This window comes from Caulobacter segnis ATCC 21756, from assembly GCF_000092285.1.
Classification (GTDB): domain Bacteria; phylum Pseudomonadota; class Alphaproteobacteria; order Caulobacterales; family Caulobacteraceae; genus Caulobacter; species Caulobacter segnis.
In genome coordinates, this window is record NC_014100.1 from 1,231,679 (window position 1) to 1,254,711 (window position 23,033).

At 66.9% G+C, this 23,033-nt stretch carries 23 protein-coding genes; 15 read left to right on the forward strand and 8 right to left on the reverse strand.

Annotated elements, in window-relative coordinates; all coding sequences use genetic code 11:
* Positions 1 to 17: 17 nt before the first annotated feature.
* The 6 genes from CSEG_RS05770 to CSEG_RS05795 all read left to right on the forward strand — a co-directional run bounded on the left by CSEG_RS05770 (position 18) and on the right by CSEG_RS05795 (position 6,697).
* Positions 18 to 977, forward strand: coding sequence for a D-alanine--D-alanine ligase (locus tag CSEG_RS05770; RefSeq protein WP_013078315.1), 960 nt, complete (start codon positions 18 to 20; stop codon positions 975 to 977).
* The gene (ftsQ, locus tag CSEG_RS05775) at positions 946 to 1,854 is read left to right on the forward strand and encodes a cell division protein FtsQ (protein ID WP_013078316.1); all 909 of its coding nucleotides are present in this window, start codon (positions 946 to 948) and stop codon (positions 1,852 to 1,854) included. Before CSEG_RS05770 ends, ftsQ begins: the two co-directional genes overlap by 32 nt.
* Positions 1,855 to 1,884: 30 nt before the next feature.
* Positions 1,885 to 3,210 carry a cell division protein FtsA gene (ftsA, locus tag CSEG_RS05780; protein WP_013078317.1) on the forward strand — a complete coding sequence of 442 codons (1,326 nt, stop codon included), beginning with the start codon at positions 1,885 to 1,887 and terminating at the stop codon, positions 3,208 to 3,210.
* Between the two features lie 374 nt (positions 3,211 to 3,584).
* Complete coding sequence (gene ftsZ, locus CSEG_RS05785; RefSeq protein WP_013078318.1) at positions 3,585 to 5,135, forward strand: cell division protein FtsZ; 1,551 nt, start codon at positions 3,585 to 3,587, stop codon at positions 5,133 to 5,135.
* Between the two features lie 165 nt (positions 5,136 to 5,300).
* Positions 5,301 to 6,524, forward strand: a complete 1,224-nt coding sequence (gene zigA, locus CSEG_RS05790) for a zinc metallochaperone GTPase ZigA (protein ID WP_013078319.1) — start codon at positions 5,301 to 5,303, stop codon at positions 6,522 to 6,524.
* Positions 6,515 to 6,697 carry a hypothetical protein gene (locus CSEG_RS05795; protein WP_013078320.1) on the forward strand — a complete coding sequence of 61 codons (183 nt, stop codon included), beginning with the start codon at positions 6,515 to 6,517 and terminating at the stop codon, positions 6,695 to 6,697. Before zigA ends, CSEG_RS05795 begins: the two co-directional genes overlap by 10 nt.
* A gap of 22 nt (positions 6,698 to 6,719) precedes the next feature.
* Here CSEG_RS05795 and CSEG_RS05800 read toward each other — a convergent pair whose 3' ends face one another.
* Together CSEG_RS05800 and CSEG_RS05805 are read right to left on the reverse strand one after the other, a co-directional pair.
* On the reverse strand, positions 6,720 to 7,649 hold the full coding sequence (locus CSEG_RS05800; protein ID WP_013078321.1) for a CPBP family intramembrane glutamic endopeptidase: 930 nt from the start codon (positions 7,647 to 7,649) through the stop codon (positions 6,720 to 6,722).
* 223 nt (positions 7,650 to 7,872) lie between these two features.
* The gene (locus tag CSEG_RS05805) at positions 7,873 to 8,715 is read right to left on the reverse strand and encodes an SPFH domain-containing protein (protein ID WP_407642853.1); all 843 of its coding nucleotides are present in this window, start codon (positions 8,713 to 8,715) and stop codon (positions 7,873 to 7,875) included.
* Between the two features lie 265 nt (positions 8,716 to 8,980).
* Here CSEG_RS05805 and CSEG_RS05810 point away from each other — a divergent pair, with 265 nt between their 5' ends.
* The 6 genes from CSEG_RS05810 (at position 8,981) to CSEG_RS05835 (ending at position 14,575) form a co-directional block, all read left to right on the forward strand.
* Positions 8,981 to 9,307, forward strand: coding sequence for an Lrp/AsnC family transcriptional regulator (locus CSEG_RS05810; protein ID WP_244264924.1), 327 nt, complete (start codon positions 8,981 to 8,983; stop codon positions 9,305 to 9,307).
* Between the two features lie 205 nt (positions 9,308 to 9,512).
* Positions 9,513 to 10,634, forward strand: coding sequence for a histidinol-phosphate transaminase (gene hisC, locus CSEG_RS05815; RefSeq protein ID WP_013078323.1), 1,122 nt, complete (start codon positions 9,513 to 9,515; stop codon positions 10,632 to 10,634).
* A 27-nt stretch (positions 10,635 to 10,661) separates the two neighbouring features.
* Positions 10,662 to 11,735: a 4-hydroxyphenylpyruvate dioxygenase gene (gene hppD / locus CSEG_RS05820; protein WP_013078324.1), complete on the forward strand. Its 1,074-nt coding sequence runs from the start codon at positions 10,662 to 10,664 to the stop codon at positions 11,733 to 11,735.
* A 146-nt stretch (positions 11,736 to 11,881) separates the two neighbouring features.
* Positions 11,882 to 13,171: a homogentisate 1,2-dioxygenase gene (gene hmgA / locus CSEG_RS05825; protein ID WP_013078325.1), complete on the forward strand. Its 1,290-nt coding sequence runs from the start codon at positions 11,882 to 11,884 to the stop codon at positions 13,169 to 13,171.
* 22 nt (positions 13,172 to 13,193) lie between these two features.
* A complete protein-coding gene (locus tag CSEG_RS05830; RefSeq protein ID WP_013078326.1) occupies positions 13,194 to 14,201 on the forward strand; it encodes a fumarylacetoacetate hydrolase family protein in 1,008 nt (335 codons plus the stop codon).
* Positions 14,198 to 14,575 carry a Rieske (2Fe-2S) protein gene (locus CSEG_RS05835; protein ID WP_013078327.1) on the forward strand — a complete coding sequence of 126 codons (378 nt, stop codon included), beginning with the start codon at positions 14,198 to 14,200 and terminating at the stop codon, positions 14,573 to 14,575. The genes CSEG_RS05830 and CSEG_RS05835 overlap by 4 nt, the downstream gene beginning before the upstream one ends.
* Here CSEG_RS05835 and CSEG_RS05840 read toward each other — a convergent pair.
* The 4 genes from CSEG_RS05840 to CSEG_RS05855 form a co-directional block, all read right to left on the reverse strand.
* Complete coding sequence (locus tag CSEG_RS05840) at positions 14,572 to 15,018, reverse strand: hypothetical protein (protein WP_013078328.1); 447 nt, start codon at positions 15,016 to 15,018, stop codon at positions 14,572 to 14,574. The genes CSEG_RS05835 and CSEG_RS05840 overlap by 4 nt on opposite strands.
* Positions 15,019 to 15,268: 250 nt before the next feature.
* Positions 15,269 to 15,751 carry a RidA family protein gene (locus CSEG_RS05845; RefSeq protein ID WP_013078329.1) on the reverse strand — a complete coding sequence of 161 codons (483 nt, stop codon included), beginning with the start codon at positions 15,749 to 15,751 and terminating at the stop codon, positions 15,269 to 15,271.
* 22 nt (positions 15,752 to 15,773) lie between these two features.
* Complete coding sequence (locus tag CSEG_RS05850; protein ID WP_013078330.1) at positions 15,774 to 16,166, reverse strand: c-type cytochrome; 393 nt, start codon at positions 16,164 to 16,166, stop codon at positions 15,774 to 15,776.
* A 19-nt stretch (positions 16,167 to 16,185) separates the two neighbouring features.
* The gene (locus tag CSEG_RS05855; protein ID WP_013078331.1) at positions 16,186 to 17,787 is read right to left on the reverse strand and encodes a flavin monoamine oxidase family protein; all 1,602 of its coding nucleotides are present in this window, start codon (positions 17,785 to 17,787) and stop codon (positions 16,186 to 16,188) included.
* Positions 17,788 to 18,050: 263 nt separating this feature from the next.
* On the opposite strand from CSEG_RS05855, the gene CSEG_RS05860 reads away from it, so the two are divergent.
* On the forward strand, positions 18,051 to 18,596 hold the full coding sequence (locus tag CSEG_RS05860) for a GNAT family N-acetyltransferase (RefSeq protein ID WP_013078332.1): 546 nt from the start codon (positions 18,051 to 18,053) through the stop codon (positions 18,594 to 18,596).
* A gap of 71 nt (positions 18,597 to 18,667) precedes the next feature.
* Here CSEG_RS05860 and CSEG_RS05865 read toward each other — a convergent pair whose 3' ends face one another.
* Entirely contained in the window at positions 18,668 to 21,316 is a 2,649-nt protein-coding gene (locus tag CSEG_RS05865; RefSeq protein ID WP_013078333.1) for a TonB-dependent receptor plug domain-containing protein, read from the reverse strand.
* 48 nt (positions 21,317 to 21,364) lie between these two features.
* Here CSEG_RS05865 and CSEG_RS22485 point away from each other — a divergent pair, with 48 nt between their 5' ends.
* Complete coding sequence (locus tag CSEG_RS22485) at positions 21,365 to 21,550, forward strand: hypothetical protein (RefSeq protein WP_157038971.1); 186 nt, start codon at positions 21,365 to 21,367, stop codon at positions 21,548 to 21,550.
* 60 nt (positions 21,551 to 21,610) lie between these two features.
* On the opposite strand, the gene CSEG_RS05870 is transcribed toward CSEG_RS22485, so the two are convergent.
* Positions 21,611 to 21,961, reverse strand: coding sequence for a hypothetical protein (locus CSEG_RS05870; RefSeq protein WP_013078334.1), 351 nt, complete (start codon positions 21,959 to 21,961; stop codon positions 21,611 to 21,613).
* An 84-nt stretch (positions 21,962 to 22,045) separates the two neighbouring features.
* On the opposite strand from CSEG_RS05870, the gene CSEG_RS05875 reads away from it, so the two are divergent.
* Entirely contained in the window at positions 22,046 to 23,029 is a 984-nt protein-coding gene (locus tag CSEG_RS05875) for a helix-turn-helix transcriptional regulator (RefSeq protein WP_013078335.1), read from the forward strand.
* Positions 23,030 to 23,033: the final 4 nt, after the last annotated feature.

Consider the following 23,033-nt stretch of genomic DNA (forward strand, 5'->3'; position numbering starts at 1 on the left):
GCTCATTAGAGCGCCAAATGACCCAGCAGCCCCTCTCTGGCCGCCACATCGCCGTCCTGCTGGGCGGGCCCTCGTCGGAACGCAAGGTCAGCCTGGTCTCGGGCGCCGAATGCGCCGACGCGCTGGAGCGGCTGGGGGCCAAGGTCACGCGGATCGACGCGGGGCCCGACATCGCCCAGGTGCTGACGGCGGCCAAGCCCGACCTCGTCTTCAACGCCCTGCACGGCGAATGGGGCGAGGACGGCTGCGTCCAGGGCGTGCTCGAGACGCTGAAGCTGCCCTACACCCACTCCGGCGTCCTGGCCTCGGCCCTGGCGATGGACAAGGCCAAGGCCAAGGCGGTGCTGGCGGCGGCCGGCGTCGTCGTCCCCGGCGGCGGCCTGTTCAACCGCCACGATGTGGCCCGCGACCACGTCCTGCCGCCGCCCTATGTGGTCAAGCCGAACGCCGAGGGCTCCTCGGTCGGCGTGTTCATCGTCAAGGAAGGCGCCAACCGTCCTCCGGAAGAAGTCGGCGCGCCGTCGTGGACCTTCGGCGAGGAGGTGATGGTCGAGCCGTACATCCGCGGGCTTGAGCTGGCCGTCGCCGTCATGGGTGAGGCGAATGGTCCCAGAGCCCTCGCGGTCACCGATATTCGTGCATCCACAGGTTTTTATGACTACGAGGCCAAGTACTCGGAGGGCGGCTCGATCCACGTCCTGCCCGCCCCAATCCCTGATGGCGTAAGGGATCGCGCCATGCGGATGGCCGAGTTGGCCCATACCGCTCTTGGTTGTCGAAGTGTGACTCGGTCCGACCTTCGTTATGACGACATTAACGACATTCTGGTCCTTCTAGAGGTCAATACGCAGCCCGGCATGACTCCGACCTCGCTCGCCCCTGAGCAGGCCGCCCACGTCGGGATTCCGTTTGATCAGTTGGTTCTATGGATCGTGGAGGACGCTTATGCCCGCCGTAACGCGGGGGGGACCGCCTAAGCCTAGGCGACCCCGGGCCGAAGCGCCCGCAAGTCCGAGCAAGGGTCGGGCCGCGCCGCGAGGCGCGCAGCCGGCCGCCAAGCTGCACGCCGCCAAGGGCGTGGGCCTCTCGCCCACTGTCGCCCTCGGTGTCGCGGGCGCCGCCTTGGGTCTCGGACTGGTGGTGATGTTGGCCACAGGGCACCGCGCCGAACGTATCGGCGCGGCGATGGCGCATGGCGTCGATGGCGCGTTCGCCTCCGCCGGGTTCAAGCTGAAGACGGTCCACATCCGCGGGGCGTCCTCGACGGCCCAGGCCGACATCCTGAAGGCCTCGGGCCTTTATCTCGACCAGCCGACGCTGGGCATGGACCTGGCGGGCGTCCGCCAGCGCGTGCAGGGCGTGGGCTGGGTCAAGGACGTCCAGGTCGTGCGGATGCTGCCCGACACCGTGCTGATCTCCGTCCAGGAGCGACCGGCGCTGGCGGTCTGGCAGAACCAGGGCCGGATGAAGGTGATCGACGCCGAGGGGCGGGTGATCAACGAAGCCGACCCCGCGCGCTTCCCCCAGCTGCCGCTGGTGGTGGGGCAGGGCGCCGACCAGGCCGCGGGCCTGATCCTGCCGGCGGTGGCCTCGCGTCCCCGCCTGCGCGATCGGCTCGAGGCGCTGGTGCGGGTGGACGACCGACGTTGGGATCTTCGTCTGAAGGACGGGTCGCTGATCCAGCTTCCGGCCATTGACGAAGAATCCGCGCTGATTCAATTGGATCAGCTCGACCAGCGGCAGAGAATCCTGGACATGGGTTTCGCGCGGATCGATCTGCGCGACCCCGAAATGGTGGCTGTGAGACCTCGCGACGCGGCGCTGCCTGGGCAGCTCGCGGCCGGCGGGGCGTAATGGACTTGATGGGCTGAGGTGACGATAGCGATGTCGCGAATGGAGGACCGGAAACAGGCTCGCGAGGGCCTGAAGGCGACGCTTGTGCGCCAGCCCGCCATCGCGGCCGTCGATCTGGGCGCGTCGAAGGTGACGTGCTTCATCATGAAGCCCGACGGCATCCACCGCGAGCACCGCACCCTGACGACCTCGGGCGTCGGCTATGTCCAGTCGCGCGGCGTGCGCGGCGGCGCGATCGTTAACCTCGACGAAGCCGCCCAGGCCATCGCCCAGGCTGTCGAGCGCGCCGAGACCGTGGCCGGCGTCAACGTCCAGGGCGTCAGCGTCTGCACGGCCGGCGGCCAGCTGGCCAGCCACCGCGTCCACGCCCAGGTCTCGCTGGGCGCTCGCCCGATCTCGGACGGCGACCTGTCGCGCGCCATCGCCTCGGCCCTGGCCCAGGTGCGCATTCCCGGCCGCAAGCCCATCCACCTGCTGCCGATCGCCTGGTCGGTCGACGGCCAGCGCGGCATTCGCGACCCGCGCGCCATGTTCGGCCGCTCGCTGGGGCTCGAACTCTTGGTCGTCTCGGTCAACGAGAACATCTTCCACACCCTGGCCCACTGCGTCGAACGCGCCCACCTGTCCTTCGAAGGCATCGTCGCCGCGCCGTTCGCCTCGGCCCTGGCGGCCCTGGAAGAGGACGAGATGGACCTGGGCGCCGTCTGCATCGATATGGGCGGCGGCTCGACCTCGGTGGCGGTGTTCAACAACGGCGCGCTCTGCCACGTCGACAGCCTGGCCGTCGGCGGCGGGCACGTGACCCAGGACATCGCGCGCGGCCTGCAGACCTCGGTCGTCGGCGCCGAGCGCATCAAGACCCTGCACGGCAGCGCCATCGCCTCGGCCAACGAGGACCGCGAAATGATCGAGGCGCCGCCGCGCGGCGACGATCCGGGCGCGGGTCCGGTGATCGCGCCGCGCTCCCTGCTGAAGGGCATCATCCAGCCGCGCGTCGAGGAGACGCTGGAGCTGCTGCGCGAGCGCCTGAAGGCTTCCGGCGCGCCGGTCGAGCCGGGCGCGGGCATCGTGCTGACGGGCGGCGCCAGCCAGCTGGCCGGCGTGCGGGAAGTGGCCGTGCGGGTCTTCGACCGTCCGGTGCGCCTGGGCCGTCCGCGCCGGGTGCCGCACTTGGCCGACGCCGCCTCGGGCCCGGCCTTCTGCGCGGCCGCCGGCACGCTGCACCGCACCGCCTTCGGGCCGCGCGAGGCCGTGTCCTCCAAGGCCCTGGCCGGCGGCGTCGCCCGCAAGCGCCCTCTGGATCCTAACGCCAGCCCGATTTCGCGCGCCGCGGCTTGGCTGCGCGACAACCTCTAGACTGGGGCGCGGCCAAGGTCTCAAACCTTAAGCGTGATTAACTCTACTGTTTAACTTTAAAGGGCCCTCCGAGCATCTCGGATGGGCCTTTTTGCTGCTCTAAACAGCCGATATTGGTCAGATCAGACAGTCAGCGTCGTTCGGTCGCACGCGCCTGTGGATAGTGTCGGAAGCCTTGGTTCCCTTGGACTTTCTGTTGATAGACCACAATTTATCCCACGGCCGCGCTCGACCAGACCCCGACTCAGATTATGCAGTTAACTGCCGATTAACGATGGTGGTTGTTCTGTTAACACGATCGTCGAGGCGCTCCCCGGCGATTGGTGTCGCCGAGGTCTAATTTGACGATTTCGGCGTAAGGACGCGAGGGTCCCATGGCTATTTCTCTTTCCGCGCCGCGTACGACCGAGCTGAAGCCGCGCATCGTGGTCTTTGGTGTTGGCGGCGCTGGCGGCAACGCCGTGAACAACATGATCGAGGCGGGCCTCGAGGGTGTTGAGTTCGTGGTGGCCAACACCGACGCGCAACAGCTGCAGTTCGCCAAGACCGATCGGCGGATCCAGCTGGGCGTGCAAGTGACGCAAGGCCTGGGCGCCGGCGCGCACCCGGAAGTGGGCATGAGCGCCGCGGAGGAGTCCTTCCCCGAGATCGGCGAGCACCTCGACGGCGCGCACATGGTGTTCATCACCGCTGGCATGGGCGGCGGCACCGGCACCGGCGCGGCTCCGATCATCGCCAAGTGCGCCCGTGAGCGCGGCATCCTGACCGTCGGCGTCGTGACCAAGCCCTTCCACTTCGAAGGCCGTCACCGCATGCGCCTGGCCGACAGCGGCATCCAGGAGCTGCAGCGCTACGTCGACACCCTCATCGTCATTCCGAACCAGAACCTGTTCCGCGTCGCCAACGAGCGCACGACCTTCGCCGAAGCCTTCGGCATGGCCGACCAGGTGCTGCACTCGGGCGTCCGCTCGATCACCGATCTGATGGTCCTGCCGGGCCTGATCAACCTCGACTTCGCCGACGTCCGCACGGTCATGACCGAGATGGGCAAGGCGATGATGGGCACCGGCGAGGGCACCGGCGAAGACCGCGCCCTGATGGCCGCTCAGAACGCCATCGCCAACCCGCTGCTGGACGAAGTCTCGCTGAAGGGCGCCAAGGCCGTGCTGGTCAACGTGACCGGCGGCATGGACATGACCCTGCTGGAAGTCGACGAGGCCGCCAACGCGATCTCGGACCAGGTCGACCCGGAAGCCAACATCATCTTCGGCGCGGCCTTCGATCCGTCGCTGGAAGGCGTGATCCGCGTGTCGGTGGTCGCCACCGGCATGGACGGCGCCTCGATCGCCCAGATCGAGCCCAAGCCGGTCACCCGCAACACCACCACCCAGCCGCTGATCGCCGACACCACCCGTCCGGCCCCGCAGCCCGAGCCGGCGCGTCCGACCGCCCGCTACGAAGCGGCCCGTCCGGCCGAGCGTCCCTCGACGGCGTTCTCGTCGGCCTTCGCCCCGGTGCCCGAACCGGCCCCGGCGCCCGAGCCCGAGATCGTCATGTCGGCGCCGCAGGCCGAGCCTGAAGCCGAGCTCTACTACGACGAACCGGTCGCCGAAGAGCCGCGTGTCGCCCAGCCGGCCGCCCGTCAGGTGAACCGCATCGTCGACCCGCTGGTCGACGAAGTCGCCGAGGAGCCGCTGTTTCCCGAGAGCAACTTCTACGAAGAGCGTCGCCCGCAAAAGCAAGGCGGCTGGCTCTCGATGTTCGGTGGCGGTCGCCAGCGCTACGAGCAGCAGCCTTCGGCTCCGCAGCCGCAGGCCCGCACCACGCAGAGCGCTCGCCCGCAGCTGACGCCGGTGGAAGCGCCTCAGGCCGACGACGGTGAGGACCTTGAAATCCCGTCCTTCCTGCGCCGACTGGCCAATTGAAAAGCGGACCCCAAACGGGGACCTAAATGACGAAACGCCCGGAGGAAACTCCGGGGCGTTTTGCGTTACGAAGCTTGGCGCGCTTTGATGTTATAAGATAACATTTCTATTGAGGCGGCTTTGGCGAAGCGCTAGTGGTGTTACATTGTAACGCAAGAGGCGCGCGTGACCGTCCCAGCTTCCAGGCCATTCGGCCGCATCGATCGTCGTCTGCCCGTCACGGTCCTTTCGGGCTTCCTGGGCGCGGGCAAGACCACCTTGCTGAACCACGTGCTGGCCAACCGCGAGGGCAAGAAGGTCGCGGTCATCGTCAACGACATGAGCGAGGTGAACATCGACGCGGCCCTGGTCGCCGAGGGCGGGGCCGACCTGTCGCGCACCGACGAGACCCTGGTCGAGATGTCGAACGGCTGCATCTGCTGCACCTTGCGCGATGATCTCCTCAAGGAAGTGCGCCGCCTGGCCGCCGAGCGGCGCTTCGACTACCTGCTGATCGAGTCCACCGGCGTCTCCGAGCCGATGCCGGTCGCCGCGACCTTCGACTTCCGGGACGAGGCGGATCAGAGCCTTTCGGATGTGGCGCGCCTGGACACCATGGTCACGGTGGTGGACGCCTTCAACTTCCTCCGCGACTACGGTTCGCGCGACAGCCTGGCCGATCGCGGCGAGACGGCGGGGGAGGGCGACGAGCGCACGGTCGTGGACCTGCTGGTCGAGCAGATCGAGTTCGCCGACGTCATCGTGCTGAACAAGGCCGACCTCGTGTCGGCCGACGACCTGGGCCGGCTTGAGGCGATCATCGCCACCTTCAATCCGCAGGCGCGGATCGTCCGGTCCGAGCGCGGCGCGGTCGCCCTGGACGATGTTCTGGACACCGGCTTGTTCGACCCCGTCCGGGCCGAGGGCGCGGCGGGCTGGCAGAAGGCGTTGATGGGCGAGGTGCTGCCCGAGACCGAGGAATACGGCATCAGCCACTTCGTCTACCGCGCGTCCAAGCCGTTCCATCCCGAAAAGCTCAAGGTCTGGCTGGATAGCGAATGGCCAGGCGTCATCCGCTCCAAGGGCTTTCTGTGGCTGGCCACCCGCTACGACCGCGTCGGCGGCTGGAGCCAGGCCGGCGCGGTCACGCAGCTTGGCCCGCATGGCCGTTGGTGGGCCAGCGCGCCGGAGGCGTACTGGCCAGAAGACTCGGCCTGGCGCGCGGCGATCCAGAAGGTTTGGAGACCGGTCCACGGCGACCGTCGCCAGGAGATCGTGCTGATCGGCCAGAACATGGATCGCGAAGCGCTGACCCAGGGCTTCGACGCCTGCCTGCTGTCCGACCTGCAGTTCGGCTTTGGTCCCAAGGCCTGGGCCAAGCTGCCGGACCCGTTTCCCGCATGGGGTTGAGGCCCGACAAAAGCCTGGCCGAAGAGGACTTCCAGGATCCGTCGGCGGCCTGGGTGGCGCAGCGGTTCGGCGTCAGCCTGGAAGAGGCCGAATGGGTGCTGGTCCTTTACCGGTTCCAGGCGCTGTATCCGGAGGGGCCAGAGCCTGGACGCTTCTATTGCGAAGCGCTCTAGCTCGGCCCCGCCGAGAGGTCTTTTAGGCGAAGGCCGCCGCGCGAGCCTTTGCGTTCTGGAACGCGCCTGTGGCGCCGAAATAGATCGCGCCCGCCAGCAGCACGGCCGTGGTCGCGACGCTGGCTTCGGGGCCAAAGGCGCCGCCGGTCAGCCACCAAGGCGCTCCAGCGTTGGGCGCCAGGTCGACGACTAGGCTCTGGACCGGAATGCGTCCGCCGCTGACCTCAAGGCCAAAGCCGACGCCCAGCAGCCAGTTCCAGGCGGTGTGCCAGGCGCAGACGCCCCACAGCGAGCCTTCCTTGATCGCATAGAGGCTGATCATCACGGCGAACAGGACCAGATTGGCCAGGGCCAGCACCAGCTCCTTGGATGGATCGATGTTACCACCATGCATGAGGGCGAACAGCGCGGCGTTGATGACGATGGCGGCGACGAGACCATGGCGAGACGCCACCAGCTGCATGAGCCAGCCGCGCATCAGCAGTTCCTCTGTCGCGCCCTGGATCATGAAGCCCCCGAACAGGGCCAGGATCGGCAGGAACAGCAGGGGCGAGGGCGCGGTCCAGACGCCATGTCCCTCGATGCGGTAGCCCCCCGTCAGCCAGATCAGCGCGATGACGCAGCACAGAAAGCCCACGCCGACCGCCAGTCCGCGGACATAGCGGCGCAGGGCTTGTCCGTTCAGCCCCAGGACCGTAGGCGGCCGACGCTCGAACAGCCGGACCCACGCGAGCAGCAGAATCGACGTTACGCCGAAGCCGACCAGCTGAATGACGAGAGGGAGCCACTGGGTCTCAAGATCGGCCTTGTGGAAGCCCATCGGCTTCAGCACGCCGAAGATCGTGACCAGTTGGCCCAGGATAAAGAATAGAAGAATGAGAGGCACGGCCGCCGCCGTCCACGTACGGCGATGCGCGGGCTCTCTCGGCCCGTAGAGTTCAATACGTTTCAACTTCGCCCCGATAGATTTGCTAAGCGCCTGTAATGGGCGCTCCCCTGAGCTTTTTTATTGGCCAAAATGGCTTGAGCGTACTTAAATATTTCTCATGAAGGCCAACTCATCCTTCCCGGAAGAGGTGGCGGATCGAGCCGAAGGCCGTTTGCGGGCCTTGGGCTATGTCGACGGACCGGGTGACAAAGAACCACCCGCCAGCGCCGCGGCCCGAGGCCGATCCCTAGTCGATCTTCACGAAGGGCGTCGAACCGCCGGTGACCTTCGGCAGCTCGCCATTCCACTTCTCGATGGCCAGTTGCTGAAGGACCTGCGGGTTGGCGCGCAGCGCTTCGCCCTTGATGCGGATGGCCTCGGCTTCGCCGCGCGCCTTGGCGATCGCGGCGTTGGCTAGCGCCGTTTCCTTGGCTTCCAGCGCCTTGGCGGCCAGGGCTTCCTGCTCAAGCTGGGTCTTGGCCTGCATCTGCTGGATGATGGCGTTCGGGTAGCGGATCGAGCCGATCCAATCCAACTGGCTGATATTGACCCCGTGACGGGCCCATTTGCCAGCGACGCGAGCGTAGGCCTTCTGGATCACCATCTGGCGACCGCCGCTGTAAAGCGTTTCCACCCCGACCTTCTCGGCCTCGGCCGCGACGGCCGAGCGTACGTCGTTGCGGATCGGTCCATCCAGCAACTGGTCGAAGGACAGGCGATAGGTCTGATAGAGGTTCGGGGCCGAGGCCGGATTGACTTGCAGGGTCACCGAGATGTCCGCCGTCATCGGCAGGCCGGTGTTGTCCGAGAAGGTGATCTCCTCGTTCTCGTTGCCGCGTTCATCAGCCTCGCGGGTGTAGCTGTAGGTGCGCTGGATCACCGGGTACTGGATGATCCGCTCGCCGATCCCGCGCAGGTACCAGCGGGCGGGCAGCGGGTCGGGCGCAACCCCCGCCGAGGCCCCGAGGGTGCGGATCTTCACCCCGACATTGCCGGGTTCCACCGTCGTGCTGTGGGTGACGACCGCGCACGAGCCGAGGAGCAACAGCAGCGCCGCCGACGTCCAGATCATGACCTGCCGTCCAGCCATCTGGAGCGACGGCTTCGACGGTTTGCTGGGCGGAAGGGCGAAAGGGCTGTCGGGCATGCGGCATCCTCGCGTGAAATCTTGCGCCCAATGGTAGAGCTGCAAGCGGCGCGGCGCGCAAGGCGCCTCTCCCCAGGATCGGCCAAATCGGCTAGTCCGTCACTTTATGCCAATTTTGGCGGGATGGCGGTCACGATGAAGCTCGCGGCGCGCCGATCGTAAGATCCTCCAGATCCTGCAGGAGGACGGCAAGATCTCGAACGTAGACTTGGCCGAGCGGGTCGGGCTGTCGCCCAGCCCGTGCCTCCGGCGGGTCAAGCAGCTTGAGGCTTCGGGCCTGATCAGCGGCTATGTCGCGCTGCTGGATCGGCGCAAGGCCAAGCTGGACGTGCTGGCCTATGTCGAGGTGCAGGTCGATCGCCACAGCGAGGAGGCGGCCGAAGCGTTCAAGCAGGCGGTCTTGCGCGAGCCCGAAGTGGTCGGCTGCTATGTCATGACCGGCGGCTACGACTACCTGCTGAAGGTCGCCGTTCCCAATCTCGACGCCTATGCCGACTTCACGATGAAGCGCCTCTTGAAGATGCCGGCGGGGTGAAGGACATCCGCTCCTCGTTCGTGCTCGACACGCTGAAGGATTCCACGGCCCTGCCGCTGGACTATCTCGACTGATCACTTTGATGAAGATCAAGCGGCATAATTGGCATGATATGACCTGAATCGGGTTTAATCGGGTCATGATTGCCACGTTCTGACTTCGGTTCCGCGATAAGCTGCCGCCTCTCATTGTTTGGAGCGGCCGCATGTTGGTTCTGGATCGCAAGCCCGTCATTCAGGCCCCCGCGTCGCCGGTGCGCCCCGCTCTCGACGGGATCCAAGCCTACAAGTCCGGCATGACCCTGGCCGAGGCGGGGCGTCGCACCGGACGGTCCCAGTTCTCTAAGCTAGCCAGCAACGAGAACCTGTTGGGCGCCAGCCCGAAAGTCGCCGCCGCGGTGGCGGCCGCGATCGCCGAGCCCGAGCTCTATCCGGACCCCTATTGCGAGACGCTGCGCGCCGCGATCGGCGGACGTCTGGGCGTCGATCCCGCGCGCGTCGTGGTCTCTCCGGGCTCCGAAGCCCTGATCGACTATCTGTTCCGCGCGGTGCTGCACCCCGGCGATGCGATCCTGTTCTCCAGCCCGACCTTCCCGGCCTATGACATCTTCGCCCGCTGCGCCGAGGCCAGGATCGTCGACGTGCCGCGCCTGGCCAACTTCGACCTCGACGTGCCGGCCTTCAAGGCGGCCGCCGCTCAAGGTCCGAAACTGCTGGTCCTGTGCACGCCCAACAATCCGACCGGGAACGCGCTGACCGCCTCGGACATCGAAGAGATCCTGTCGGTCACGCCGCGCTCGACCCTCGTCTTCGTCGACGAGGCCTATCGCGAGTACCACGAGGCCTTCGACACCTTCGCCCTGCTGGACGCCTGGGGCGGCCCCTGGGTGTCGGCCCGCACCTTCTCCAAGGCCTATGGCCTGGCCGGCATGCGCGTCGGCTATGGGATCGCCTCGTCGGCCGAGCTCGTCGGCTATCTCGACCGCCTGCGGCCGGCCTTCAACGTCACCGCCGTCAGCCAGGCCGCGGCGCTGGCCGCCTGGGACGACCAGGCGCATCTGGCCCGCACCGTCGCCCTGACCATCGCCGAGCGCGGCCGGATCGAGGCGGCGCTGGACGACCTGGGCGTCGAGCATACCCGCAGCGAGGCCAATTTCGTCTTCCTGCGCGCGCCCGCTGGCCCTGACGCGACCGCCGCGCGTTTGTTGCAGGAAGGCCTGATCATCCGCCCGACGCCGGTCGCCGGCGGCTGGGTCCGGATCACCATCGGCCGCCCGGCCGACAACGACGCCCTGATCGCCGCCCTGCCGGCGGCGCTGGCGCGATAACAACAAAGAACTCTAGGGAGACCGCTCATGACCCTCGTCACCGACCAGAACCCCCTGGGCCTCGACGGCTTCGAGTTCGTCGAGTTCACCAGCCCCGATCCGGCGGCCATGAAGGCGCTGATCGAGCAACTCGGCTTCGTGCCCGCCAGCAAGCATCCGACCAAGGCCGCGACCCGCTACAAGCAGGGCCGCATCAACCTGATCGTCAACGAGGAGCAGGCCGGCCAAGTCGCCGACTTCCGCGCCGAGCACGGTCCGTCGGCCAACGGCATGGCCTTCCGCGTCGAGAACGCCGAGCGCGCCTACGCCGACGCGATCAAGCGCGGCGCCAAGCCCGCCGACGCCAGCCGCTCGCTGCTGGGCGAAGGCGCCAAGGTGCTGGAAGGCATTGGCGGTTCCTTGCTCTATCTGATCGACCGCTATGGCGACGCCGGCACGATCTATGACAGCTGGGAGCAGGTTCCGGGCGCGGCCCTGGCCGAGGCCAAGAACAATGTCGGCCTCGACCTGCTGGACCACCTGACCCACAACGTGAAGCGTGGCCAGATGCGCACCTGGTCGACCTTCTACAACCAGGTCTTCGGCTTCGAGGAGCAGAAGTACTTCGACATCAAGGGCCAGGCGACGGGCCTGTTCAGCCAGGCGATGATCGCGCCCGACAAGGCCATCCGCATCCCGCTGAACGAGAGCCAGGACGACAAGAGCCAGATCGAGGAGTTCATCCGCCAGTACAATGGCGAGGGCATCCAGCACCTGGCCCTGACCACCGACAATATCTACGACACCGTCGAGAAGCTGCGCGCCCGGGGCGTGAAGCTGCAGGACACGATCGAGACCTATTACGAACTGGTCGACAAGCGCGTGCCCGGCCACGGCGAGGACCTGGAGCGCCTGCGCAAGAACCGCATCCTGATCGACGGCGCCGTCGGCGAGGAAGGCCTGCTGCTGCAGATCTTCACCGAGAACCTGTTCGGCCCGATCTTCTTCGAGATCATTCAGCGCAAGGGTAACGAGGGCTTCGGCAACGGCAACTTCCAGGCCCTGTTCGAGAGCATCGAGCTCGATCAGATCCGCCGTGGGGTGATCACGGTCGAGGCTTGAGGCGAGGGCATGGACGGCGCTTCGGCGCCGTCCCACTATCCCGATCTCCCCGGCGAAGGCCGGGGCCCAGGTGACACCCACGAACCGCCCAGGATGAATCTGGGTCCCGGCCTTCGCCGGGAAAGTCGGGGTGGGGGAGGACGCAGGTGAGCAGCACCGAAACGCTCAAGTACCAAACCGGCTTCGGCTCCTATTTCGAGACCGAGGCGCATCCCGGCGCCCTGCCGGTGGGGCAGAACTCGCCGCAGAAGGTCCCGTTCGGCCTCTATGCCGAGCAGTTGTCCGGCTCGGCCTTCACCGCGCCGCGTCATGAGAACCGCCGCAGCTGGCTGTACCGCCTGCGGCCGAGCGCCGGCCACGGGCCTTACACGCCCTATGCGCAGGACAAGCTGGTCTCGGCCTTCGGCGGGCCGGTGACGCCCAACCGGCTGCGTTGGGACCCGCTGGAGATCCCGGCGCAGCCGACGGACTTCGTCGACGGCCTTGTGACGCTGGCCGGGAACGCCGACGCCGCGACGCTGTCGGGCATCGGCGTGCACATCTATCTGGCCAACGCCTCGATGCGGAACCGGGTGTTCTACGACGCGGACGGCGAGCTGCTGATCGTGCCGCAGCAGGGCGTGCTGACCCTGGTCACCGAGTTCGGCGTGCTGATCGCCGGCCCCGGCCATATCGCCGTGATCCCGCGCGGCGTTCGCTTCCGGGTCGAGGTCGACGGACCGTCACGGGGCTATGTCTGCGAGAACTACGGCGCGGCCTTCCGCCTGCCGGAGCTCGGGCCCATCGGCGCCAACGGCCTGGCCAACCCGCGCGACTTCGAGACCCCCGTGGCGGCCTTCGAGGACGTGGATGCGCCGACGGAGGTGATCCAGAAGTTCCAGGGCGCGCTGTGGGCGGCCGAATGGGACCACAGCCCGCTGGACGTCGTGGCCTGGCACGGCAATCTCGCGCCGTACCGCTACGACCTCTCGCGGTTCAACACGATCAACACGGTCAGCTTCGACCATCCCGATCCGTCGATCTTCACCGTGCTGACCTCGCCCAGCGACACGCCGGGCGTGGCCAACTGCGACTTCGTGATCTTCCCGCCGCGCTGGATAGTGGCCGAGCACACCTTCCGCCCGCCGTGGTTCCACCGCAACGTGATGAGCGAGTTCATGGGGCTGGTGCACGGCGCCTACGACGCCAAGGCGGGCGGCTTCGTTCCTGGGGGCGCGTCCCTGCACAACTGCATGAGCGACCACGGCCCCGACGTGGCCAGCCACCGCAAGGCCACGGAAGCCGAACTGGCCCCCCACAAGATCGACGGGACCATGGCCTTCATGTTCGAGAGCCGCTGGGTGATCCGGCCGACCAAGTTCGCGCTGGAGACTTCGGCGCTTCAGGACGACTATGACGCCTGCTGGTCGGGCTTCCCCAAGGCTCGCTTGCCGTAACAACAACAAGAAGGAAGCGCCGATGAAGCTCGCGTCTCTCAAGGGCGGCCGCGACGGCCGGCTCGTGGTGGTGTCCAACGACTTGGCCTGGTTCACCGACGCAGGCACGGTCGCGCCGACGCTGCAGGCCGCGCTCGACGATTGGGAGCGTTGCGAGCCGCTGCTGCGCGGCCTGGCCGAGAGCCTCGAGCATGGCGCCGTGCCGCGCGAGCGCTTCCACGAGCACGATGCGGCCAGCCCCCTGCCGCGCGCCTATCAGTGGGTGGACGGCTCGGCCTATGTGAACCACGTGCAACTGGTCCGTAAAGCGCGCGGGGCCGAGATGCCCGAGAGCTTCTGGACCGATCCCCTGATGTACCAGGGCGCGTCGGACGGGTTTCTCTGCCCCCGTGATCCGATCCCGCTGGCCGACGCCAGCTGGGGCTGCGACCTTGAAGGGGAGGTGGCGGTGATCACCGGCGACGTGCCGCTGGGCGCCAGCCGCGAAGAGGCTCTGGCGGCCATTCGCCTCGTCATGCTGTGCAACGACGTCTCCCTGCGCAACCTGATCCCGGCTGAGCTGGCCAAGGGTTTCGGCTTCCTGCAGTCCAAGCCCGCCAGCGCCTTCTCGCCGGTGGCGGTGTCGCCCGACGTGCTGGGCGCCGCCTGGAAGGACGGCAAGCTGCACGGCGCCTTGCTGGTCGAGCTGGACGGCAAGGACTTCGGACGCGCCGACGCCGGCGTCGACATGACCTTCGATTTCGGGACCCTCGTGGCGCACGCGGCCAAGACGCGTTCGCTCTGCGCCGGCACGATCGTGGGCTCGGGCACGGTGTCGAACCGCGACGCCGACGGTGGTCCGGGCAAGCCGATCAGCGAAGGGGGGCTGGGCTATTCGTGCCTGGCCGAGGTTCGCACCGTCGAGACCCTCCTGCATGGCGCGCCCAAGACGCCCTTCCTGCTGGGCGGCGACACAGTCCGGATCGAGATGAAGGACGCCAAGGGGCATTCGGTCTTCGGCGCCATCGAGCAGACGGTCGAGCGGATTTGACGGACGAAAGCGCCGCCGCCGTTGGCCGGGTCTGGTCGACGCCGGCGGGGGTGAACCTCGGCCCGCTGGAGCTGATCGCCGACGGCGGCGCGCGCAACTACGTGCTGCAGATTGGCGAAAAGCGCTTCCACGGCTTCGTGGTCCGCAAGGGCGAGGCGGTGTTCGGCTATGTCGATCGCTGCCCCCACGCCGGCCTGCCTCTCGCGCAACAGCTGGACCACTACCTGACGCCCGACGGGGGACTGATCACCTGTTCGTGGCACGGCGCGGTGTTCACGGTGGAGGAGGGCGCCTGCGTCGGCGGGCCGTGCGTGGGGGCGAAGCTCACGCCTTGGCCCGTCCAGGCGCAGGAGGGACGAATTTACACCGCCTAGGGGGTGTCGCCGATCAGCACCTCCCCGCGCGGATTTCCGGACGCGGGAGCCATGGTCGGATTGCCCGGATAGCGCTTGCCGTTAAAGCGCAACCGCGCCTCGTGAGGCTGCGCGCCGCCGCCGGAGACGAAGACGCCGATGTCGCGCCAGCCTCGCGTGGCGCTCGCCAACCGCCGGACCGGAAGCTGTGTCACGCTGGCCCTCAGCACGATCTGGTAGCGTCCCTTCCTGGGCGAGAGGACGTAGAGGTTGCAGCCGCCGCTCCCGCAGGTCTCTCGTCCCGTGGCGTAGACAAAGATCTCTGGTCTGTGGTCGCCGTTCAGGTCGGCCTGAGCGGCCTGATAGGTCTCCACCTTCAGGACGTCCCGGACATAGCTGCGCGCCGCGGCCGGAAGCGACGGTGAGCCTGACGAAAGAAGCGCGAGGGCGACGAAGGCGATCATGGGCCCATGATAGGCCGGTCGCTACATCAGCCAAGGACGCTTCGCCCCCGACTGGAAAAAAGAACGGCCGCCTTCCAGGAGGAGAAGGCGGCCGAGTCATTGGGAGGAAACGCCCGAAACGGGCTGAATTCCATATAGCTGTTTGAAGCGCCGCCGACAACGTTGTCAGGGAAATTATTTCGCATAGCAGTGAAATAGTGGCGTCGCGCCAGACGCCGCTGTGGCGCGTCTGGCGCGACGCCGCGCAAGCCTACTTCTTCTTGGCGGCCTGGGCCTCGATCTCGACCAGCATGCCGTCTTGGACCAGCGCCGTGATCTGGCTGGTGATGCGGGCGGGCTTGTTGGGCTGGGTCGCGGTGCCGAAGTAGGTCTTGTAGCCTTCCATCATGCCGGCGAAGTCCATCTTGCCGCCCTTGGCCGGGTCGCCGACCAGCAGGACGCGCATCATCACGACGTCGGCCATGGTCGCGCCTTGGCTCTTAAGCGCGGCCTCGATGCGGCCCAGCACGCCGAGCGTTTGGGTCTTGGTGTCGCCGAACTTGGCGACACCCGTGGCCTTGTCGTCGATGACCGGCGGGGTCATGCCCGAGACGTAGATGGTGTCATAGCCCGCCGGCACGGTGACGACGCTGGCGATTGGCGACTTGGGGTCGCCACCACGGACGATCTCTTGCGCGTGGGCGGCGCCGGTGAGGGCGCAGAGGCCGGCGGCGAGGGCGATCAGGCGTTTCATGGTTCTTCTCCCTTGGGTGAGGTCAGTGGGCCTGCAAGCCACGAGCGTTGGCTTGCGCCTTGGCGGCGGCGCGGGCGGCGGAGACTTCGGCGGGCTTGACGCCCGGCGCCTTGTTGCTCCAGGACGAGCGAACATAGGTCAGGATGGCCGCCAGATCGGCGTCGGACAGGTCGTCCTTGAAGGCCGGCATGCCTGCGCGGCCGTTCAGCACCGTGGTGATCACCACCTTGGGCGGCCCCTTCACGAGCGGCGCGCCGTCCAGCGGCGGGAAGGCGCCCTTGACGCCCTTGCCGTTGGCCTGGTGACAGGCCGAGCAGTTGTCCATGAACAGGGACTTGCCGTCGGCGGACGCGATCGCCGGAGCGGCGAGGCCGCCGACGAGCGCCAGGGCGGCGAGACGATAGGCGAAAGTCATGCGTTTCCCCGGTACTTTCCTAAGCTTGCTGGACGCGGGCGTGGATCTTGGCGATCTGCTGCCAGGCCGACTCGATGGCGCCGGCCTGCCATCCGCCTAGGTAGCTCATGTGCTCGCCGGCCAGATAGAGGCGGCCGTCTGGTTCGCAGAGCACCGGATAGGCTTCCTTGCGTCCGGTCGGGCTCCATTCGGCCCAGCCGCCCAGGTTGTGCTCCGCCAGGTGCCAGCAGAAGGAGAAGGCGTTTTCGTAGTTCTCGGCGTATTCGGGGAAGACCTTCTGGCCCGCCGCGACGGCGTAGGCCGCGCGGTCGGCGGGGCTTTTGGCGCTGATCCGGGCCGCCTCGCCACCGAACATGTAGAAGCCCAGCAGCACGCCTTTCTGACCCTGCCAGCCGTAGGAGGGCAGGGTGATCGAGTTGATGGGCATGTCGGTATAGACGTGGCCGCCGTAGATGTGGTGCTTCTCCTCCCAGAAGCGCGACTTCATCTGCAGGCCGATCTTGTTGACCGGCGCGTAGGCGACGCCCGCCATCGCCGCCTTGAACGGCGCGGAGGCGTCGAGGTCGATCTGCTTCAGGACGCTGAGCGGGATGGTGCAAAGGCAATAGTCGGCGGTGACCTCGCCGGTCTTGCCGTCGGCCCCCTTGAACGAGACCGTCACGCCGCTGGGCGACTGCTTGATCTTCTCGACCACGGTCGAGTAGCGGATCATCGACCCGACGTGCTTCTCGAAGCCCTTGGCGATCTGGTCCATGCCGCCGATCGGCTGCAGCATCGTGCGTTGTTGCTCATAGCCAGTGACCGAGCTCAGCACCCGCCAGGCGTTGCTGTCGAGCACATCCTTGAAGGCGAACGGCGGTAGCTCCTTGCCGGGACCGGGATCGACGCCCGCGCCCGGGTGCACCGAGAAGCCGCGGCCTTCGGTGCCCTTGTAGGTCAGGTCCGACTTCGACAGGCGGCCTTCGTTGACGAGGTAGGCGATGAATTTCTCGCGATCCAGGCCCGACAGCGGCGCGTCGAGTTGTCCTTGGCTGGCGGCCTTGGCGACCACCTCGGCGGTGTAGCCGCGGATGTCGGCGGCGATCTCGCCCTTGCGCACCGGCTTGCCGGCCAGCGCCCCGGCACCCTTCTCGAAATAGACGTAGGAGGCGTCGTTGTCGTTGACGAAGCTTTCCAGCGGCACGCCGAACGCCTTGGTGTAGTGCAGGGTCGAGCGGTGGTGGTACGGAATCCGCCACGGGCCGTGGTTGATATAGTGCCCGTCGTCGAACTCGCAGGTCTGGGTGTTGCCGATCAGGTCGGTGTGCTTGAAGCCCTTGCGCGCGGTCTGGCAGCGGCCGCCGGCGAACGAACGCGCCTCCAGCACCTGCACTTGATAGCCGGCCTTGCTGAGCTCGTAGGCGGCGGTCATGCCGGCGAGGCCGGCGCCCAGGATGACGACTTTGGTGTTCTTGGCGCCGCCGGTCAGTTCGGGCGGCAGCTCGGTCGCGGAGGCCTGGGAGAAGCCGAGGGCCTCCATGCCCGACAGCACCAGCGACATGCCGCCGACCGCGGCGAGACTCTCGAAGAAACGCCGACGCGTGAGAACGCCACTCGCCGTTACAGCATCCAAACCGCTCATTACACCCCGCCCTTATTGTTGGCCGGACAGCGACCCTACGCCCGGCTTCGCCCAGCCGCGCGGACCAGAACGGAGGGTATCTCCAAATCCAGGCCTGCGCGGCGCAATCCGTTTTCAGTCGATACGGGGGCTGACATGTTAGACGCCTGACCATTGGGCGCCTGGAGCAGGCTTTGAGCGATCGGTGGGCGTGGTGGAGAGATCGTCCCTGACGTGCCGAATCCTTGTTTTTCTCGCGCGCCCGCGCTGCTCATGGGAGCTTCATGACCTCTTCTGATCCCCGCCTTCACCTTCGCCTCGCCCGGCCCGACGATATGCCGGTTTTGTCCGCCCTGATGGATCGCGCGATCGGCGAACTCTTGTCCGCCTTTCTGCCGCCGGAGGGTGTCGCCGCGTCCTACGAGGTGATGGGCCTAGATACTCAATTGATCGCGGACGGCACCTATTTCGTCGTGGAGGACGGGGAAGCCATCGCGGGATGCGGCGGTTGGAGCCGGCGCGCGACCTTGTTCGGCGGCGATCATTCCGCCGGTCGCGACGCGGCGCTGCTCGACCCCGCCAGCGACGCCGCGCGGGTCCGGGCGATGTACACCCACCCCGACCATACCCGCAAAGGCGTGGGGCGGATGATCCTCGACGCCTGCGAAGCGGCGGCGCGGGCCGAAGGGTTCTCACGCGCCGAGATGGCGGCCACGATGGGGGGCGTGCCGCTCTATCGCGCCTGCGGCTACCAGGACATCGAACCGTTCGAGGCCGAGACGTCGAGCGGCTACCGCGTGCCGCTGATCCGGATGGGCAAGGCGCTCTAGGGCGAGGCGCAGTCCCAAGCAAAAGGGCCGGGGAAACACCCCGGCCCTTTCTTTTTGGTCGATTGTTGACCTTAGAACGTCGCGGACAGCTTGGCGTACCAGAAGCCGCCCTGCCAATCGACGATCGAGTCCGACCGGTAGACGCGGCCGTTGGTGGCCGACTCGCCGGTCTTGTCGACATCGGGATAGTTGGCGAACAGGTTCCGCGCGCCGATCGCGACCGAGTAGTTCTCGGTGGCCTGGTACGACAGTTCCAGGTCGAAGAACGTCTCCGGATCCCACTTCTGGACGATCGGGTTGGCGACGCTGAACATGTTCTTGTACGGACCCCAGATGTTCAGGCGGCCGGTGGCCTTGAACTTGTCGATCTGGTGCGTGGCCGAGATGACCGAACGCCAGCGCGGCTGGGCGTGCTCGAAGTCGTAGACCCCTTCGGCGTCGAAGAAGGTGTAGGTGACGCCCGAGGTGCTCGCCGCCGGCGGGTTGATCTTGTCGACCTTGAACTTGTTGTAGTTGCCGCTGACCGTGAAGTTGGTCGTCTGGCCGTTTTCCCAGGCCTTGCGGTAGGTCGCCACGACGTCGACGCCGGTGGTCGTCGAGTCGAAGGCGTTCTGGAAGAACTGGACCTGACCGATGGTGTCGGCGCCCGGGATGCTGGCGGCCAGCAGGGCGGTGCGGATGGCCGGCGTCACGGTGATCGGGGTCGTGGCGTAGAACTGATCCTCGATCTTGATGCTGTAGAAGTCGACCGTGAGGCTGAGGTTCTCCAGCGGGGTGGCGGTGAAGCCCGCCGCGATGTTGAACGACTTCTCAGGCTTCAGCTCCTTGGCGCCCATGTACTTGGCGACCGGATTGGTCGCCGGGAACAGGCCCGAGGCGATGATCGCGCCGTTCTCGACACGGGTGGAGACGTTGGTGGTGAAGGCCTGGCCGGGCGTGGGTGCGCGGAAGCCCGTGCCGATCGAGGCGCGGACGCCGAACATCGGCGACACTTGATATTGAGTCGCGGCCTTGCCGTTCCAGGTGCTGCCGAAGTCCGAGAAGTGCTCGCCGCGAACCGCCAGGTCCAGGAACCACTCGTCGGTGATGTTGGCTGAGGTTTCCAGGTAGCCGGCGTAAGAGTCGCGCGTCAGCTTGCCCGAGTACTGCGGCGTGTTGCCGGGGAAGCCGTTCGACCCCACGGCCAGGGCGTTGTAGACGGGGTCGATCCCCGCGAAGCCGTCCGTGGCGTCTGACTTGTAGTTGGCGCAGTTCAGGCCAGCGGTGACCGGCAGAGCCGCGCCGGCGGCCGTGGCCGTGTGGGTCGTGGCGTCGCAGAATTTGAAGGGATCGGGCGTGGCCCAGGCGCCGGCGATATAGGACGGCTTGTCGCCCTCCTCGATCTCGTAGCCTTCCTTGCGGTATTCGGCGCCGAAGTTGATGGTCACCGGGTCCTTGAAGCCCAGGCCCGCCCAGTCGTAGGCGAAGTCGGCGTTGACCGCCGTTTCCGACGAGATCAGCGCGCCGTCATAGAACTTCTTCGGCGACAACGGACCCATCGACGGGTTGACCGTGTCCCAGATCGAATAGGCGATCTTGTCGTTGCCGTAGCGGGCCGACAGGTCGTAGCTCAGGCCCGAGCTCATCTTGCCCTTGAAGCCGCCGGTGGCGCTGTAGTCGGTGACGTCGCCGCCGAACATCGGGGTGAAGCCGGCCGGGAAGATCGAGCTGAACAGGAAGGTCGAGCCATCCTGCAGACGGATCGGCGTGGCGTTCACCGCGTTGCTGACCGGCGGACGATAGTTGAAGTACTCGACCGCGCTGCTCTTCGAGTAGTTGCCGAAGGCGTAGACCGAGAGATTTTCGGAGAACTCATAGCCCGCGTTTACGACCGCGCGGGTGGCTTCGGCGTCGGGCTGGCCCCACTTCTGCACGTAGTCGGTGATCAGAGCGCCATACGACGGGTTGGCGGCCGCATAGCTGGTCACGCAGAAGCCGGCCGACTGGTTCGGGATGCCAGCGTTGCAGTACTGGCGACCGCGGTTGACCTGATTCTGGCTGGTGTACTCGACCGTGGTGTTGATGAAGCCCTTTTCGCCGATCGGCAGGCCGAGGTTGCCGGTGACCAGCACGTCCTCGCCATCGCCCAGGTAGAACTGGCCGTATTGGGCGGTCAGCGAACCGCCGCTGGGGCTGTCCTTCAGCTGGAAATCGATCACGCCGGCGATGGCGTCCGAACCATATTGAGCGCCCGCGCCGTCACGGGTGACGACCACGTTCTTGAGGGCGGAGGCGGGAATGGTGGCGGCGTCCGGCGCTTGGGCGCCCGTACCGCCGATGGTCACCAGCGCCGAACGGTGGCGGCGCTTGGAGTTGACCATGAACAGGGTCTTATCGGTCGGCAGGCCGCGCAGGCTGGCGGGGCGGATGAAGGTGGCGCCGTCCGAAATCGGCTCACGGGCCAGGGTGTAGGACGGGACCAGCGTCTTCAGGATGTCGTTGGTGTCCGTGAAGGTCGACGCCTTGATGTCGCTTTCGCTGAAAGAGTCTACCGGCACCGCCGAGTCCAGAACGGTCCGGGGTTTGCCGCGCGCGGTGACGACGACGACGTCTAGTTCGGTGTCCGGTGCGGCGGCTGGCGGCGTGGTCGCGGCGTCGGCGGCGAAAGCCTCTGAGTATCCAAAAGTAACCGACAAGGCGGAAATACCCGCCAACAGTGCGGGTTTAATACGCCGATTCATAAACTACCCCCTCATTCTGTTTATTGACGTGCTTAGATTCCCTTTTCCATGGCGTTTTTCTCCCGACGATTATGTTTTTTGACGCGGGCACTCGAAAACATCGGCAACTGGCCGATCTATTCATTGGGGGTGGAAGTTTCGGCGTTCGGCAATGCGGGGGCGGCCGGAAAGCGCGATAACCGCGCCGACGCCCAGTGGGCGCCGTTTTGCGCGGCGGTCGATCTCGGATTTTAGGCAGAACGGCGTTTTCGTTCGTGGTCGGAAATCACGCGGAGCGTGTCCTTCGCGCCATGTTCACGCGCAGAGGCGCATCGGTTCGGCCATCTCGTCGGTCTCTTCGGTCTCAAACAGATCGAAGGCCTCTTCCCAGGCGGTGAGGCGGGAATCGCGCAGGTCCGCGTCGTCGGTGACGCGCACGATCTGGTCTTCGCGGTCGTTCCAGACGAGGCCGATGTCGGTGACACGCTCGGCGTCGCGCCCCAACAGCAGGAAGATGTCCGCCTTGGCGGCGCGTTCGTGGCTGATCCGGCGCAGGGTGCGGCCGCCGCCGAGATCGCGGTGGATGTCGGCGTAGTCGAGCACGGCCGAGATCATGGCGGCGTTGACGGGGGCGATGGCCCAGGGGGAACAGGCGAAGCGCGACATCAAGGGCTCCTTGGAGAGGTCTCCAATCTCGACGTTCGAAGAATGTCCGCGCGCTGCGACAGAAACGGTCGTATAAGCTCGCGCATGCGACACGAGAAAGCCACCCGCCTTTTAGACCTGGCCCGAATGCTGGCCGGATCCGCCGAAGGGCTGACCCTCGATGAGATGGCCGAGGCCCTGGGCGTCGGCCGGCGCACGGCCGAGCGGATGCGCGACGCGGTTTGGGCGGCCTTTCCCCAGATGGAGGCGATCGACGATCCGCCGACCAAGCGCTTCCGCATTCCCTCGGGCCTGGACGGCGTGTTCCAGACGCCGACCGCCGAGGAGCTGGCGGCCCTGCGCACGGCGGCCGACGGCTACAAGGCCTCCGGCGCCGAAACGCGCGCGGCCTCGCTCTACGCCCTTGAGGCGAAGCTGCTGGCGGCCCTGCGGGGCTCGGCGCGCCGCCGTGTCGCGCCGGACGTCGAGGCCCTGGTGCAGGCCGAGACCATCGCCGTCCACGCCGGGCCCCGGCCGTTCGAGGACGCGGCGGTGCTGTCGGCCATCCGCAACGCCATCAAGGGGCTCCAGGCCCTGTCTTTCCGCTACGAAGGCGGCAGCACGCCAGGCCGCGTGCGCGAGGTGACGCCGTTGGGCGTCCTGTTCGGCCGAAGCAACTATCTGGTAGCTTTGGAGGGCAAGGGCGGCAAGCCGCGGTCATGGCGCCTGGACCGGATGAGCGACCTGAAGGTGCTCGACAAGCCGGCCTCGCCGCCGGAGGACTTTTCGCTACAGGCCTTCGCCGACGAGAGTTTCGGCATCTATCACGACGAGATCCAGGACGTGGTGCTGCGCATCAACAAGAGCCGCGCCGAGGACGCCCTGCGCTGGCGCTTCCACGCCACCCAGAAGGTGGCGCAGGAGGCGGACGGCTCGGTGCTGGTGACCTTCCGCGCCGGCGGCATGCGAGAGCTCTCCTGGCACCTCTTCACCTGGGGCGGCGACATCGAGATCGTCGCACCCCAGGCGCTGAAGGACATGATGGTCCAGGAGCTGCGCGAGGCTGGCCGCGCGCACGGGGCGTGGTAGGGAA

Bases quoted from the DNA above. Each gene is read 5' to 3' on its own strand.
- CSEG_RS05770 (WP_013078315.1), top strand. From the start codon at position 18: ATGACCCAGCAGCCCCTCTCTGGCCGCCACATCGCCGTCCTGCTGGGC.
- ftsQ (WP_013078316.1), top strand. From the start codon at position 946: ATGCCCGCCGTAACGCGGGGGGGACCGCCTAAGCCTAGGCGACCCCGG.
- ftsA (WP_013078317.1), top strand. From the start codon at position 1,885: ATGTCGCGAATGGAGGACCGGAAACAGGCTCGCGAGGGCCTGAAGGCG.
- ftsZ (WP_013078318.1), top strand. From the start codon at position 3,585: ATGGCTATTTCTCTTTCCGCGCCGCGTACGACCGAGCTGAAGCCGCGC.
- CSEG_RS05795 (WP_013078320.1), top strand. From the start codon at position 6,515: ATGGGGTTGAGGCCCGACAAAAGCCTGGCCGAAGAGGACTTCCAGGAT.
- CSEG_RS05805 (WP_407642853.1), bottom strand. From the start codon at position 8,715: ATGGCTGGACGGCAGGTCATGATCTGGACGTCGGCGGCGCTGCTGTTG.
- hisC (WP_013078323.1), top strand. From the start codon at position 9,513: ATGTTGGTTCTGGATCGCAAGCCCGTCATTCAGGCCCCCGCGTCGCCG.
- hppD (WP_013078324.1), top strand. From the start codon at position 10,662: ATGACCCTCGTCACCGACCAGAACCCCCTGGGCCTCGACGGCTTCGAG.
- CSEG_RS05830 (WP_013078326.1), top strand. From the start codon at position 13,194: ATGAAGCTCGCGTCTCTCAAGGGCGGCCGCGACGGCCGGCTCGTGGTG.
- CSEG_RS05840 (WP_013078328.1), bottom strand. From the start codon at position 15,018: ATGATCGCCTTCGTCGCCCTCGCGCTTCTTTCGTCAGGCTCACCGTCG.
- CSEG_RS05845 (WP_013078329.1), bottom strand. From the start codon at position 15,751: ATGAAACGCCTGATCGCCCTCGCCGCCGGCCTCTGCGCCCTCACCGGC.
- CSEG_RS05850 (WP_013078330.1), bottom strand. From the start codon at position 16,166: ATGACTTTCGCCTATCGTCTCGCCGCCCTGGCGCTCGTCGGCGGCCTC.
- CSEG_RS05855 (WP_013078331.1), bottom strand. From the start codon at position 17,787: ATGAGCGGTTTGGATGCTGTAACGGCGAGTGGCGTTCTCACGCGTCGG.
- CSEG_RS05860 (WP_013078332.1), top strand. From the start codon at position 18,051: ATGACCTCTTCTGATCCCCGCCTTCACCTTCGCCTCGCCCGGCCCGAC.
- CSEG_RS05865 (WP_013078333.1), bottom strand. From the start codon at position 21,316: ATGAATCGGCGTATTAAACCCGCACTGTTGGCGGGTATTTCCGCCTTG.
- CSEG_RS22485 (WP_157038971.1), top strand. From the start codon at position 21,365: ATGGCGTTTTTCTCCCGACGATTATGTTTTTTGACGCGGGCACTCGAA.
- CSEG_RS05870 (WP_013078334.1), bottom strand. From the start codon at position 21,961: ATGTCGCGCTTCGCCTGTTCCCCCTGGGCCATCGCCCCCGTCAACGCC.
- CSEG_RS05875 (WP_013078335.1), top strand. From the start codon at position 22,046: ATGCGACACGAGAAAGCCACCCGCCTTTTAGACCTGGCCCGAATGCTG.